At 61.3% G+C, this 13,831-nt stretch carries 12 protein-coding genes; 5 read left to right on the plus strand and 7 right to left on the minus strand.

Features of this window, described 5'->3' with window-relative positions:
• Positions 1 to 225: 225 nt before the first annotated feature.
• The 5 genes from lon to cmoB all read left to right on the plus strand — a co-directional run bounded on the left by lon (position 226) and on the right by cmoB (position 5,774).
• The gene (lon, locus tag KGA81_RS20205; protein WP_223547861.1) at positions 226 to 2,643 is read left to right on the plus strand and encodes an endopeptidase La; all 2,418 of its coding nucleotides are present in this window, start codon (positions 226 to 228) and stop codon (positions 2,641 to 2,643) included.
• A 214-nt stretch (positions 2,644 to 2,857) separates the two neighbouring features.
• Entirely contained in the window at positions 2,858 to 3,250 is a 393-nt protein-coding gene (locus KGA81_RS20210) for a protease inhibitor I42 family protein (RefSeq protein WP_223547862.1), read from the plus strand.
• Between the two features lie 2 nt (positions 3,251 to 3,252).
• Positions 3,253 to 3,888: a lysoplasmalogenase gene (locus KGA81_RS20215; protein ID WP_223547921.1), complete on the plus strand. Its 636-nt coding sequence runs from the start codon at positions 3,253 to 3,255 to the stop codon at positions 3,886 to 3,888.
• Positions 3,889 to 4,041: 153 nt separating this feature from the next.
• Positions 4,042 to 4,821: a carboxy-S-adenosyl-L-methionine synthase CmoA gene (cmoA, locus tag KGA81_RS20220; protein WP_223547863.1), complete on the plus strand. Its 780-nt coding sequence runs from the start codon at positions 4,042 to 4,044 to the stop codon at positions 4,819 to 4,821.
• Positions 4,818 to 5,774, plus strand: coding sequence for a tRNA 5-methoxyuridine(34)/uridine 5-oxyacetic acid(34) synthase CmoB (gene cmoB, locus KGA81_RS20225; protein WP_223547864.1), 957 nt, complete (start codon positions 4,818 to 4,820; stop codon positions 5,772 to 5,774). Before cmoA ends, cmoB begins: the two co-directional genes overlap by 4 nt.
• A 112-nt stretch (positions 5,775 to 5,886) precedes the next feature.
• Here the strand turns inward: cmoB and tadA are convergent, their stop codons facing one another.
• The 7 genes from tadA to KGA81_RS20260 form a co-directional block, all read right to left on the minus strand.
• Positions 5,887 to 6,384: a tRNA adenosine(34) deaminase TadA gene (tadA, locus tag KGA81_RS20230; protein WP_223547865.1), complete on the minus strand. Its 498-nt coding sequence runs from the start codon at positions 6,382 to 6,384 to the stop codon at positions 5,887 to 5,889.
• Positions 6,384 to 7,760 (minus strand): multicopper oxidase family protein, encoded by a 1,377-nt coding sequence (locus KGA81_RS20235; protein ID WP_223547866.1) that lies wholly within the window; start codon positions 7,758 to 7,760, stop codon positions 6,384 to 6,386. Before KGA81_RS20235 ends, tadA begins: the two co-directional genes overlap by 1 nt.
• 201 nt (positions 7,761 to 7,961) lie before the next feature.
• Positions 7,962 to 9,539: a glutamine-hydrolyzing GMP synthase gene (gene guaA, locus KGA81_RS20240; RefSeq protein WP_008053207.1), complete on the minus strand. Its 1,578-nt coding sequence runs from the start codon at positions 9,537 to 9,539 to the stop codon at positions 7,962 to 7,964.
• Between the two features lie 99 nt (positions 9,540 to 9,638).
• Positions 9,639 to 11,108 carry an IMP dehydrogenase gene (guaB, locus tag KGA81_RS20245; protein ID WP_223547867.1) on the minus strand — a complete coding sequence of 490 codons (1,470 nt, stop codon included), beginning with the start codon at positions 11,106 to 11,108 and terminating at the stop codon, positions 9,639 to 9,641.
• Positions 11,109 to 11,317: 209 nt separating this feature from the next.
• Entirely contained in the window at positions 11,318 to 11,866 is a 549-nt protein-coding gene (locus tag KGA81_RS20250; RefSeq protein ID WP_223547868.1) for a sugar ABC transporter ATPase, read from the minus strand.
• A gap of 191 nt (positions 11,867 to 12,057) precedes the next feature.
• Entirely contained in the window at positions 12,058 to 13,239 is a 1,182-nt protein-coding gene (gene purT, locus KGA81_RS20255; protein ID WP_218429477.1) for a formate-dependent phosphoribosylglycinamide formyltransferase, read from the minus strand.
• Positions 13,240 to 13,326: 87 nt separating this feature from the next.
• Positions 13,327 to 13,794 (minus strand): VUT family protein, encoded by a 468-nt coding sequence (locus KGA81_RS20260; RefSeq protein WP_223547869.1) that lies wholly within the window; start codon positions 13,792 to 13,794, stop codon positions 13,327 to 13,329.
• Positions 13,795 to 13,831 lie beyond the last annotated feature (37 nt).

A 13,831-nucleotide genomic window follows, 5' to 3' on the forward strand; every position in this document is an offset into this window, starting at 1 on the left:
GGAGCGAGCTTGCTCGCGATAGCGGTCTGAAGTCACTACAAAGCTGCCTGTCATGCCGTCATCGCGAGCAAGCTCGCTCCCACAGGGGATAGTGTCGTCGCAAAATCCAGCTAACCTGTCTCTCTCCTGAACACGCCGTTGAAACACCGCGTTGCAGAAAATGACCGTTGAAACCACCGCCAACCTGCCCCATCTAAGACCCATACCCATTGCGCAGGTGCCCCTATGAGCGACCAGCAGGAATTCCCCGAAGACCCGAGCCAATACGCCGATCCGGAAAACGCCCCGCACCACGCCACCGGCAAAGGCCTGGCCCTGCCTGGCCAGAATCTGCCGGACAAGGTCTACATCATCCCGATCCACAACCGACCGTTCTTCCCGGCCCAGGTGCTGCCGGTCATCGTCAACGAAGAGCCGTGGGCCGAGACGCTCGACCTGGTGGCCAAGTCTGAACACCACAGCCTGGCCCTGTTCTACATGGACAAGCCCCAGGATGACCCGCGCCACTTCGACACCTCGGCCCTGCCACTGTACGGCACGCTGGTCAAGGTGCACCACGCCAGCCGCGAAAACGGCAAACTGCAGTTCGTCGCCCAGGGCCTGACTCGCGTACGTCTCAAGACCTGGCTCAAGCATCACCGCCCGCCGTACCTGGTGGAAGTCGAATACCCGCACCAGCCCACCGAGCCGACCGACGAGGTCAAGGCCTACGGCATGGCGCTGATCAATGCGATCAAGGAACTGCTGCCGCTCAACCCGCTGTACAGCGAAGAGCTGAAGAACTACCTCAACCGCTTCAGTCCCAACGACCCGTCGCCGCTGACCGACTTCGCCGCCGCCCTCACTTCGGCCACTGGCAGTGAGCTGCAGGAAATCCTCGACTGCGTGCCCATGCTCAAGCGCATGGAAAAAGTCTTGCCGATGCTGCGCAAGGAAGTCGAAGTCGCGCGCTTGCAAAAAGAGATTTCCGCCGAAGTTAACCGCAAGATCGGTGAACATCAGCGCGAGTTCTTCCTCAAGGAGCAACTCAAGGTCATCCAGCAGGAGCTGGGACTGACCAAGGACGACCGCAGTGCCGATCTCGAACAGTTCGAACAGCGGCTGACCGGCAAAGTGCTGTCGCCACAAGCGCAGAAACGCATCGAAGAGGAAATGAACAAACTGTCGGTGCTCGAAACCGGCTCGCCCGAGTATGCGGTGACCCGCAACTACCTCGACTGGGCGACCTCGGTGCCGTGGGGCATCTACGGCGAGGACAAAATCGACCTCAAGCACGCGCGCAAGGTGCTGGACAAACATCACGCCGGTCTCGACGACATCAAGGACCGCATCCTCGAATTCCTCGCGGTCGGCGCCTATAAAGGCGAGATCAGCGGCTCCATCGTATTGCTGGTCGGCCCGCCGGGCGTGGGCAAGACCAGCGTCGGCAAATCCATCGCCGAATCCCTGGGCCGGCCGTTCTATCGCTTCAGCCTTGGCGGCATGCGCGACGAAGCCGAGATCAAGGGTCATCGCCGCACCTACATCGGCGCACAGCCGGGCAAGCTGGTGCACGCGTTGAAGGACGTCGAAGTGATGAACCCGGTGATCATGCTCGACGAGATCGACAAGATGGGCCAGAGCTACCAGGGCGACCCGGCCTCGGCGCTGCTGGAAACCCTGGATCCTGAGCAGAACGTCGAATTCCTCGACCACTATCTCGACCTGCGAATGGACCTGTCGAAAGTGCTGTTCGTGTGCACCGCCAACACCCTGGATTCGATCCCCAGCCCGTTGCTGGACCGGATGGAAGTGATTCGCCTGTCGGGTTACATCACCGAAGAAAAAGTCGCCATCGCCAAGCGTCACCTGTGGCCCAAGCAGCTTGAGAAAGCCGGCGTGTCCAAGGGCAGCCTGAGCATCAGCGACAGCGCGCTCAAGGCACTGATCGACGGTTATGCCCGTGAAGCGGGTGTGCGTCAGCTGGAAAAAAACCTCGGCAAACTGGTGCGCAAAGCGGTGATGAAACTGCTCGACGAGCCCAAAGCGGTGATCAAGCTCGGGCCGAAAGACCTGGAGTCCTCACTCGGCAAACCGGTGTTCCGTAACGAGCAGGTGTTGTCGGGTGTCGGGGTGATCACTGGCCTTGCCTGGACCAGCATGGGCGGTGCGACCCTGCCAATCGAGGCCACACGCATCCACACCCTCAACCGTGGGTTCAAGCTCACCGGGCAACTGGGTGACGTGATGAAAGAATCGGCGGAAATCGCCTACAGCTACATCAGCTCGCACCTGAAATCCTATGGCGGCGATCCGAAATTCTTCGACGAAGCCTTCGTCCACCTGCACGTGCCGGAAGGCGCCACACCGAAGGATGGCCCGAGCGCCGGCGTGACCATGGCCAGTGCCCTATTGTCGCTGGCGCGCAACCAGCCGCCGAAGAAAGGCGTGGCCATGACCGGTGAGTTGACGTTGACCGGGCATGTCCTGCCGATTGGCGGGGTGCGGGAAAAGGTGATTGCGGCGCGGCGGCAGAAGATTTTCGAGCTGATTCTGCCAGAAGCGAACCAGGGAAATTTCGAGGAGCTGCCGGAGTATCTGAAGGAAGGGATTACCGTGCATTTCGCCAAGCGCTTTGCGGATGTGGCGAAGGTGTTGTTCTGATGCTCTTGTAGCGCCTGTACTGCCGTCTTCGCTGGCAAGCCAGCTCCTACAGTGGTCGGTGGCGTTCACAAAATGTGTGTTCACTGCAAAACCCTGTAGGAGCTGGCTTGCCAGCGAAGGCGTCAGCCCGGACGACACCTCCTCCCGCTGTCACACTTTGCCTCATCTTAAGTTATGCTCGCCGTTCGTCGTGAACGCCGGAGCCCCTGAGCCTATGTCCCCCATTCGCCTGCTTGCCCCCCTCGCCCTCGCCCTGCTGGCCGCGTGTGCCACGCAACCTGCACATAACGTGACCGTGGAAAAACAAAGCGAATGCCCGGTGCAGCTCAGCAACGGGCAAAACCTGATCCTGACCCTGCCGAGTAACCCGACCACGGGCTATCGCTGGGCGATCCAGGATTCGGCCGGTGGCGTACTGCACGCCCTGGGGCCAGAGGTTTTTCGAAACCCGGAAGATGCCGGCATCGTCGGCGCGGCCGGGGTCTCGACCTGGCGTTTTCAGGCTTTTGCGACCGGCACCGGGCGCTTGCGTCTGACCTCGCAACAGCCGTGGGCACCGGAAGTGCTGCCAGTGGATTCGTTCGACTGCGCGATCTCGGTCAACTGACTGTGGGCTGGCTGATTCTGGCGCTGATGGGCGCGGTGACGTTTCTCTATGGCCTGAGCGTGCATGCCGCGCTGCTGTGCCTGCTGGTCAAGCCGTTGCCGGTACTGGCCCTGCTCGGCTGGCTGCATGACGCACCACCCGGCGAGTATCGGCGCTGGATCAGCCTGGGACTGATTTTCTCCCTGGTCGGCGATGTGTTGCTGGCCTGGCCGGGGGATTTGTTCGTGTTTGGGCTGGGCGCGTTTCTGGTCGCGCATCTGGCTTATCTCAAGGCTTATCTGAGCGATTGCCGACGTCTGGCCCTGCTGCCGCTGGTGCTGGCCCTCGGCGTCGGCGCCGTCCTGCTGGGGATTCTGATTTCCAACGGCCTCGGGCCATTGCTGGTGCCCGTGATTGTCTATGGCACAGCCATCAGCGCCATGCTCTGGCGCGCCCTGGCCCGAATCGGGACCGATGTGCCCAAGCGCTCGGCTTTGCTCGCGGCGGCGGGTGCGGTGGCATTCGTGTTCTCCGACAGCGTGATCGGCATCAGCCGGTTTGTGGTGCCGTTCGATGCGGCGCCTTATGTGATCATCCTCAGTTACTGGCTGGGGCAGTGGGGGATCACCGCCTCGGCATTCGCCCAGAAACCGCGTTGACCCCATCGCGAGCAAGCTCGCTCCCACAGAGATAGCGCTGTACCTGTGGGAGCGAGCTTGCTCGCGATAGCGATATCACTGACAACGAAGAATCCAGACCTATCCCGCCGCTTTATCAGACAACCCGCGCATCCGCGCGCCAACTTGGCTAAAATGCCGGCCTTTTCCACCTGCACCGCTGGAACCGCCGTGAGTAAAGAATCCGATCGCCTTTTCGCCCAGCCTTTGGCCCAGGTGCCTGACTTCGCCTTTAACGAGGACGTGGTGCGGGTGTTCCCGGACATGATCAAGCGCTCGGTGCCGGGTTATCCGACCATCGTCGAAAACCTCGGTGTGCTTGCCGCGCAGTTCGCCCAGCGGGACAGCGTGCTTTACGACCTGGGCTCTTCGCTGGGTGCCGTGACCCAGGCCCTGCGCCGGCACGTGCGCACCGACGGTTGCCGGGTGATCGCTGTGGATAACTCAACGGCGATGGTCGAACGCTGCCGCGAGTACCTCAACGCTCAGGATTCGATGTTCCAGGAGTTACTGCCTGTTGAAGTGATCGAGGGCGACATCCTCGCCCTTCAATTCCAGCCAGCCTCGGTGGTGGCGCTGAACTTCACCCTGCAATTCATCGCCCCGGACCAACGATTGGCGTTGCTGTCGCGCATCCGCCAATCGCTGCTGCCCGGTGGCGCGCTGATCCTCTCGGAGAAGCTGCGTTTCAACGACCCCGAAGAACACGCGCTGCTGACCGACCTGCACGTGGCCTTCAAACGCGCCAACGGCTACAGCGAGCTGGAAATCGCCCAGAAACGCAGCGCCATCGAAAACGTCATGAAGCCCGACAGCCTCGAAGAACACCGCGAACGCCTGCTGGCCGCCGGGTTCTCGAAAGTCGTGCCGTGGTTCCAGTGTCTTAACTTTGCCTCGTTGATTGCCTTGCCATGATTGATCTGTCCCCCCTCGCCCGCCGCCTGGCCGGTACACCGCTGGCCGACTGGGCCAACACCCTGCAGGCACAACTAGACAAGAAGATGGAAAAGGGTCACGGCGACCTGGAGCGCTGGCAAAGTGCGCTCGACGCCCTGCCGAAGATCCAGCCGAGCGAAGTCGATTTGCTCAATGGCCTGAAGCTGGACACCGATTGCGACGATGAAACCCGCACACAAATGCGCACCGCGTTGATGGGACTGTCGCCATGGCGCAAGGGGCCGTTCGACCTGTTCGGCGTGCACGTCGACACCGAATGGCGCTCGGACTGGAAATGGTCACGGGTCGCCCCGCACCTGGACCTTGCTGGCAAGCGCATCCTCGATGTCGGCTGCGGCAACGGCTATTACATGTGGCGCATGCTCGGCGCCGGTGCCGACAGTGTGATCGGTGTCGACCCGAACTGGCTGTTCTTCTGTCAATTCCAGGCGGTGCAGCGTTACCTGTCCGAGCCGAATGCCTGGCACCTGCCCTTCCCGTTCGAAGACCTGCCGCCAAACCTCGAAGGTTTCGACACAGTGTTTTCCATGGGCGTGTTCTACCACCGCCGCTCGCCGATCGAGCATTTGCTGGCGCTGAAGGATTGCCTGGTCAAGGGCGGTGAGCTGGTGCTGGAAACCCTGGTAGTCGAAGGCGACAAACACCAGGTACTGGTGCCGGAAGACCGCTACGCGCAGATGCGTAACGTGTGGTTCCTGCCGTCGGTGCCGGCGCTGGAACTGTGGTTGCGTCGCGCAGGGTTCACCGATGTGAAATGCGTGGACGTGAGCACCACCACGGTCGAGGAACAGCGCGGGACGGAGTGGATGAAGTATCAGTCGCTGAGCGATTTCCTCGATCCCGAGGATCACAGCAAGACCGTTGAAGGGCTGCCGGCACCGATGCGGGCGGTGATCGTCGCGAAAAAATGACCCACAACCCCCTGTAGGAGCTGGCTTGCCAGCGATAGCGGTGAATCAGTCGACATCAATGTTTGATGTGCCGACGCCATCGCTGGCAAGCCAGCTCCTACAAGGTCCGTGTTCAGTCTGTTGGCTTTGCCCGTCGGGCCTTGAAGAACTCGCTGAGCACCGCCCCGCACTCCTGCGCCAGCACCCCGCCTTCATACAACACCCGGTGATTCAAAAAGCCCTGGGTAAAGAACTGCCCCTGGCTCTGCACGATCCCGGCTTTCGGCTCCAGCGCGCCGTACACCACCCGCGCAATCCGCGAATGCACGATCAGGCCTGCGCACATGCTGCACGGCTCCAGGGTCACATACAGCGTGCTGCCCGGCAGGCGGTAGTTGCTCACGGCCTGGGCGGCGGCGCGGATGGCGACCATCTCGGCGTGAGCGCTCGGGTCGCTGGCACTGATCGGGCAATTGAAACCGCGCCCGATGATTTCCCCGTCCTGTACCAGCACAGCGCCCACCGGCACTTCGCCAAGGGCCGCGCCTTGGGCCGCCAGTGCCAGGGCTTCGTGCATGAATTCGCGATCACGACTGCGGTCGATGATGGCGGCGGGACGAATCTGACGCATCACGCCACCTCGATGGCGGCCATCAGGCCGGTTTCCATATGATCGATCACATGGCAGTGGAACATCCACACGCCAGGATTATCCGCCACCAGCGCCACTTGCGCGCGCTCGTTCTTGCCCAGCAGGTAGGTGTCGGTGAAATACGGAATGACCTTGTGCCGGTTCGAGGCAATGACCTTGAAGCTCATGCCGTGCAGATGAATCGGGTGCTGATATTGAGTCATGTTTTTCAGTTCGAAGATGTAGCTTTTGCCCTTTTCCAGCTTGGCAATCGGGCGGTCGGCGCAGGTCTTGTCCGAGATATCCCAGGCCTTGCCGTTGATCTGCCACAGGCTCGGCGGCTTGCCGTTATCGACATTGACCGACACCGAGCCGACCCATTCGAAATTGAAGTTGAGTTTCTCGGCATTGGCCAGGTCCGGCTCGGCGATCGGATTGGCCGGCAGTGCTGGCGGCCAATCGGTCGGCGCCTCGGTATTGGCTACCGAACGGAACGTGCCCAGGCGCACCGGGCCGTTGCGCAACGACAGCTCCTCACCGGCCGGCGGGGCCTTGATCGCCAGGCAAATGCGCATGCCAGGGCCCAGCCAGTATTCCTTGCCCAGTGGACGTGGTTCGATCGGATTGCCATCCAGCGCATAGATCTGCGCTTCGACGCCGGGAATGTTCAGACGATAAGTCAGGGTGTTATCGAGGTTGAGCAGGCGTACACGGGTGATCTGCCCGGCCGGCAGGTCGATCACCGCTTGCGGCACGCCATTGATTGTCGCCAGGCGCCCTGCCGTACCGCCACGGGCCGCTTCACGGGGAATGCTGAACTCGACGAAGTTACCCACGTCGTCGACATGCCAGCTCTTGAGGCTCAATGTCTTCTCATACTTGAAACCGGTCGGCTCGCGCTCTTCGATGATCAACGGCCCGACCAGGCCACGGCCAAGCTCTTCACTGCTGTTCACGTGTGGGTGATACCAATAGCTGCCGGCGTCCGGCACACGGAATTTATAGTCGAAGTACTCGCCCGGCAGCACCGGCAATTGCGACACATAAGGCACACCGTCCATTTCCAGCGGCAGACGAATGCCGTGCCAGTGAATGGTGGTGGCGACTGGCAGGTGGTTGATGAAGCGTACCCGCAACCATTCACCCTGGCGCGCCCGCAACTCAGTGCCCGGTGCCGATGGGCCGAACGCCCAAGCCTGAGTCTTGTGCCCGGCCACCAGTTCGACGTCCAGCGGCGCCGCAATCAGTTCGTAGTCGTGGCCCGCCTCGGCGTCAGCCATCTTGCCCAGCCAGTAACGCGACGCGCCCCCCGCACCAACACCAACGACAACAAGACCGGCCAGGCCACCGAGGATTTGGCGACGGGTAAACGACATGAACTCAACTACCTCACATGAATTGCAGCAGGCCCCAGGCCCGCAAAAGGCGAATACGATACACCCGCAATTGTGAAAGGAACAGCAAAGCGGGCGTGACGACGGGCCGCAGGAAGGTCCCGCAACAATGCAAAAAGCCGTGTGAACTCTCGTTCACACGGCTTTTTATCCGACGCTCAAGCCCTCAGGGCTGGCGCGGGATCACTCCCACTCAATGGTCGCCGGCGGCTTGCTCGACACGTCGTAGGTGACGCGGGAGATGCCTTCGATTTCATTGATGATGCGGCCACTGACGGTTTCCAGCAGTTCGTAAGGCAGGTGAGCCCAACGCGCGGTCATGAAGTCGATGGTTTCCACGGCACGCAGGGCCACGACCCAGGCGTAACGACGGCCATCGCCGACCACGCCTACCGATTTCACCGGCTGGAACACCACGAACGCCTGGCTGACCTTGTGGTACCAGTCGGCCTTGCGCAGTTCTTCGATGAAGATGTGGTCGGCGCGACGCAGCAGGTCGGCGTATTCCTTCTTCACTTCACCGAGGATCCGCACGCCCAGGCCCGGGCCCGGGAACGGGTGACGGTAGACCATGTCGTACGGCAGGCCCAGTTCCAGGCCCAGACGACGGACTTCGTCCTTGAACAGCTCGCGCAGGGGTTCAACCAGCTTGAGGTTCATTTCTTCCGGCAGGCCGCCCACGTTGTGGTGCGACTTGATCACGTGAGCCTTGCCGCTTTTGGCGCCAGCCGACTCGATCACGTCCGGGTAAATAGTGCCCTGGGCCAGGTACTTGATGTTGTCCAGCTTGCAGGATTCGGCATCGAACACGTCGATGAAGGTACGGCCGATGATCTTGCGCTTCTTCTCCGGGTCGGCTTCGCCGGCCAGGTTGCCCAGGAACTGCTCTTCGGCGTTGGCGCGGATCACCTTGACGCCCATGTTCTCGGCGAACATGGCCATCACTTGCTCGCCTTCGTGCAGGCGCAGCAGGCCGTTGTCGACGAACACGCAGGTCAGCTGGTCGCCGATGGCCTTGTGCAGCAGCGCGGCAACCACGGACGAGTCCACACCGCCGGACAGGCCGAGCAGTACGTTGTCGGTGCCGACCTGGGCGCGAACCTGGGCGATGGCGTCTTCAGCAATCTTCGACGGCGTCCACAGGGCTTCACACTCGCAGATGTCGAGGATGAAACGCGACAGAATGCGGCCACCTTGCTTGGTGTGGGTCACTTCCGGGTGGAACTGCACGCCGTAGTAACGACGTTCGTCGCTGAACATGCCGGCGATCGGGCAGCTCGGGGTGCTGGCCAGGATGTGGAAGTCTTCGGGCATGCGGGTGACCTTGTCACCGTGGCTCATCCACACGTCGAGGCCGAACAGGCCGTCGGCGTCGATGTGGTCTTCGATGCCGTCGAGCAGGCGGCTCTTGCCGACCACGTCAACGCGGGCATAACCGAACTCACGCAGCTCGGAACCTTCAACCTTGCCGCCCAGTTGCTCGGCCATGGTCTGCATGCCGTAGCAGATACCGAAGACCGGTACGCCCAGATCGAAAACGGCTTGCGGGCAGCGCGGGCTGTTGGCTTCGTGAACCGACTCCGGGCCGCCGGCGAGGATGACGCCTTTAGGAGCGAATTCGCGGATCGCATCTTCGTCCATGTCGAACGGGTGCAGTTCGCAGTACACGCCGATTTCACGCACGCGGCGGGCGATCAGTTGGGTGTACTGGGAACCGAAGTCGAGGATCAGGATGCGGTGAGCGTGAATGTCGAGGGCCATGATTCAGTCTCGTCTAAAAAATTCGGAAACAGTCGTGATTCAGAAACAACTCGGGGCTGAATAAAACAGCCCCGGTTGCTTAGCTTGTTGCTTGAAGGCTCAACCTACGCGGTAGTTTGGCGCTTCCTTGGTGATCTGCACGTCGTGAACGTGGGACTCGGCCATGCCGGCACCGGTGATCCGCACGAACTCAGGCTTGGTGCGCATCTCTTCGATGTTGGCGCTACCGGTGTAGCCCATTGAGGAGCGCAGGCCGCCCATCAACTGGTGGATGATCGCGCTCAGGGTGCCCTTGTACGGAACACGCCCTTCGATACCTTCCGGAACCAGCTTCTCGGCGCCTGCCGAGGAGTCCTGGAAGTAACGGTCGGAGGAACCCTGGGCCTGGGACATGGCGCCCAGCGAACCCATGCCGCGATAAGCCTTGTACGAACGGCCCTGGAACAGTTCGATCTCGCCCGGCGCTTCTTCGGTACCGGCGAACATCGAGCCCATCATCACGCAGGAAGCACCGGCAACGATGGCCTTGGACAGGTCACCGGAGAAACGGATGCCGCCGTCGGCGATCAACGGTACGCCAGTGCCTTCAAGGGCAGCGGCAACGTTGGCGATGGCACTGATTTGCGGTACGCCGACACCGGCGACGATACGGGTGGTGCAGATCGAGCCAGGGCCGATACCGACCTTGACTGCGTCAGCGCCGGCTTCGGCCAGGGCCTTGGCGGCAGCGCCGGTGGCGATGTTGCCGCCGATCACCTGCACTTCAGGGAAATTCTGCTTGACCCAGCGAACGCGGTCGATCACACCTTTGGAATGACCGTGGGCAGTGTCGACCACCACCACATCAACGCCGGCAGCGACCAGCGCAGCAACGCGATCGCCAGTATCTTTACCGGTACCCACAGCTGCGCCGACACGCAGACGACCTTGATCGTCCTTGCTGGCCAGCGGGTAAGCCTTGGCTTTTTCGATGTCGTTGACAGTCATCATGCCTTTGAGGGCGAATTTGTCGTCGACGATCAGTACGCGTTCGATGCGGTGCTTGTGCAGCAGTTCACGCACATCATTCTTGTTGGCGCCTTCCTTGACCGTGACCAGACGCTCTTTAGGCGTCATCACTTCACGAACGGTGGCTTCCAGACGGTTCTCGAAGCGCACGTCACGGGAGGTGACGATGCCGACCAGGTCGCCATTGTGCAGCACCGGAACGCCGGAGATGTTGTGCATGCGGGTCAGTTCGAACAGGTCACGCACCGTGGCGTCAGCCTCGATGGTGATCGGATCCTTGACAACGCCGGCTTCGAACTTCTTGACCTTGCGCACTTCGGCAGCTTGCTGCTCGATGGTCATGTTCTTGTGGATGATACCGATACCACCTTCCTGAGCCATGGCGATTGCCAGTCGGGCTTCAGTGACGGTGTCCATGGCAGCGGAAACCAGTGGAATATTCAGCTCGATGCCACGGGTAAGGCGGGTCTTGAGACTGACTTCGTTAGGAAGCACCTCGGAATAACCGGGCACTAGGAGAATGTCGTCGAATGTCAGAGCTTCTTGGCTGATACGCAGCATCGCGGGGGCTCCCGAGCGGGAAAATGGAAGCGCGCCATTATAGTCAGACACCCCCTCGGGTTCAATGTAAAACTCTGTCTATTATTGACGCAGTGATCGACGGGGCTTTTGTAGGAGCTGGCTTGCCAGCGAATCAGGCGATCCGGTCTGTCTGATACACCGCCTTCGCTGGCAAGCCAGCTCCTACAAAGGTCGGTGTCGATCGTGAGTTACAGTTCGACTTTTACCCAGCTGACGGGTTGATCCAGCCAATCGGCGAATTCGTCGAGAAAGCTCTGCTTGAACCCGGCTTCAGCCCAGTTATTGAAGATGAAACCAAGGTTGGAGAAGCCGCATTCCTGCAGAAACAGAAACCCGTTGATGTCGTCTTCATGCCCGCATTCCGGGCAAGTGAAGTTATCGGTGCGCCCCGGCATCCAGTCTTCCAGGCTTTCGAACAGGGCTTCGCCGATTTCCTTGCGGCACTCGGCACAGCCCGCTTCGCCAAGAAAACCTTTGGCCGGCGTATAGATGCAGCGCTTGGTGACGATCTCCAGGCCGTTAACCGCTTCGCCGAACGGCAGGGCCTGCGGGTTCAGCACGACCTCACGAGCACCCTCGGCGATGGCGTGGCCCATGCGATTGCCGGTGCGCCCGCACGTGGTCAGTTCTTCCTGGACGATGTTCTTGCGCACCAGCCAGCGCACGACCGCCCGGGCCCGGGGTTCATGCACCGGCAGGGTGGAGATTTTCGGGACGATGATGCTTTGCGAATTCATGGGTACAGGCCTGGAGCTTTAATGAAGGGTCTTGCGGCATCCACAAATTATAGGCAGAGCCAGACCTGATGCCTGGCACCGCCCCCCTGTAGGAGCGGGCTCGCCCGCGAAGAGGCCGGTATATCCAACATCTTCTTCGACTGACACACCGCCTTCGCGGGCAAGCCCGCTCCTACAGGAATTCCGCCTTTTTACAGTTCGACGACAACCGCCTGCGCAGCACGGGTCGCCTTGGCGCGGGCGGCTTCGATCGATTCGTCGCGCGCCAGGGCAACGCCCATGCGGCGCTGGCCGTTGACTTCAGGCTTGCCGAACAGGCGTAGCGCAGTATCCGGCTCGCTCAAGGCCGCGCCCAGGTTGGCGAAAGCGGTCTGGGTCGACTGTCCTTCCACCAGGATCACCGCCGAGGCCGATGGCCCGAACTGACGGATCAACGGAATCGGCAGACCGAGAATGGCCCGTGCATGCAAGGCGAACTGCGACAGGTCCTGGGAGATCAGGGTCACCAGGCCGGTGTCGTGCGGGCGCGGCGAGACTTCGCTGAACCATACCTGATCACCCTTGATGAACAGTTCGACACCGAACAGACCACGGCCACCCAGGGCTTCGGTCACGGCTTTGGCAACACGCTCGGACTCGGCCAGGGCAATCGGGCTCATGGCTTGCGGCTGCCAGGATTCCTGATAGTCGCCCTTCTCCTGACGGTGGCCGACCGGCGCGCAGAAAGTGGTGCCGCCGACGTGGCGCACGGTCAGCAGGGTGATTTCGTAGTCGAAATCGATGAAGCCTTCGATGATCACCCGGCCTTTACCGGCACGGCCACCTTCCTGGGCGTAGTCCCAGGCTTTCTGCACATCATCGACGCTGCGCAACAGGCTCTGGCCCTTGCCCGAGGAACTCATGACCGGCTTGACCACACACGGGAAACCGAGGTCTTCGACGGCTTTGCTGTAGTCCTCGAAGGTGTCGGCGAAATGGTACGGCGAGGTTGGCAGGTCCAGTTCTTCAGCGGCCAGGCGACGGATGCCTTCGCGGTTCATGGTCAATTGCGCGGCGCGGGCAGTCGGGATCACGTTGAAACCTTCGGCCTCCAGCTCCACCAGAGTCGCGGTGGCGATGGCTTCGATTTCCGGCACGATGAAGTGCGGCTTCTCGGCTTCGATCACGGCGCGCAGGGCGGCACCGTCGAGCATGTTGATCACGTGGCTGCGGTGTGCCACCTGCATGGCCGGCGCATTGGCGTAGCGGTCCACGGCGATCACTTCAACGCCCAGACGTTGCAGCTCGATCACCACTTCCTTGCCCAACTCGCCACAGCCACACATCAATACGCGGGTCGCGGTGGGCGACAATGGGGTTCCGATACGGGTCATCTGAAGGTCCTCAAGGAGCGGATCATCGAGGGACGCGTCGCCATGCGCGCTTCCCATGGGGAGAAAGCGCGGCATTTTACATGAACTTCAGCCGACGACAGCCTGTTTGCGCAGGCGCCAGGCCATGATCAGCCACACGGCGGTGACCCCGGCGAACTTCGAACCCAGGGCGGTGACGATCACCCCCGGCGTCAGGGCGTCGATCATGCCGAAAAAGATAAAGGTATCGAGGGGAATGCTCAGGGCCGAACTTATCCACAGGCGATCATGCAGCGGGCGCCTGGTGATGCTGAACACCAGCCAGTCGATGCATTCGGAAACAGCGAAGGCCGTGGCGCTGGCCAGGGCGATGGACGGATCGGAGGTGACATAGGACAACACCAGCGCCACCAGCATCGCCGCGAGGGCGCCATGGCCGAAACGGGCTTGCACCATGTCGCGCAGGATGAACACCAGACCGCCCCACGCGGACCAGATGATGTCCAGGTGTGGCGCGGTGGAAAAGGCGTAGTTGATCAGCACGACGCTGCTGATGTAGGCGATCAGGAAGAGCATGGGCGGGAAAGTACCTGTCAATTTGGCGCACAGAATA

This window comes from Pseudomonas sp. A-B-19 (genome assembly GCF_019947515.1).
In the GTDB taxonomy this organism is placed as follows: domain Bacteria; phylum Pseudomonadota; class Gammaproteobacteria; order Pseudomonadales; family Pseudomonadaceae; genus Aquipseudomonas.

Bases quoted from the DNA above. Each gene is read 5' to 3' on its own strand.
- cmoB (WP_223547864.1), top strand. From the start codon at position 4,818: ATGATTGATCTGTCCCCCCTCGCCCGCCGCCTGGCCGGTACACCGCTG.
- KGA81_RS20235 (WP_223547866.1), bottom strand. From the start codon at position 7,760: ATGTCGTTTACCCGTCGCCAAATCCTCGGTGGCCTGGCCGGTCTTGTT.
- KGA81_RS20210 (WP_223547862.1), top strand. From the start codon at position 2,858: ATGTCCCCCATTCGCCTGCTTGCCCCCCTCGCCCTCGCCCTGCTGGCC.
- KGA81_RS20250 (WP_223547868.1), bottom strand. From the start codon at position 11,866: ATGAATTCGCAAAGCATCATCGTCCCGAAAATCTCCACCCTGCCGGTG.
- KGA81_RS20260 (WP_223547869.1), bottom strand. From the start codon at position 13,794: ATGCTCTTCCTGATCGCCTACATCAGCAGCGTCGTGCTGATCAACTAC.
- cmoA (WP_223547863.1), top strand. From the start codon at position 4,042: ATGCCGGCCTTTTCCACCTGCACCGCTGGAACCGCCGTGAGTAAAGAA.
- guaB (WP_223547867.1), bottom strand. From the start codon at position 11,108: ATGCTGCGTATCAGCCAAGAAGCTCTGACATTCGACGACATTCTCCTA.
- tadA (WP_223547865.1), bottom strand. From the start codon at position 6,384: ATGCGTCAGATTCGTCCCGCCGCCATCATCGACCGCAGTCGTGATCGC.
- guaA (WP_008053207.1), bottom strand. From the start codon at position 9,539: ATGGCCCTCGACATTCACGCTCACCGCATCCTGATCCTCGACTTCGGT.
- purT (WP_218429477.1), bottom strand. From the start codon at position 13,239: ATGACCCGTATCGGAACCCCATTGTCGCCCACCGCGACCCGCGTATTG.
- lon (WP_223547861.1), top strand. From the start codon at position 226: ATGAGCGACCAGCAGGAATTCCCCGAAGACCCGAGCCAATACGCCGAT.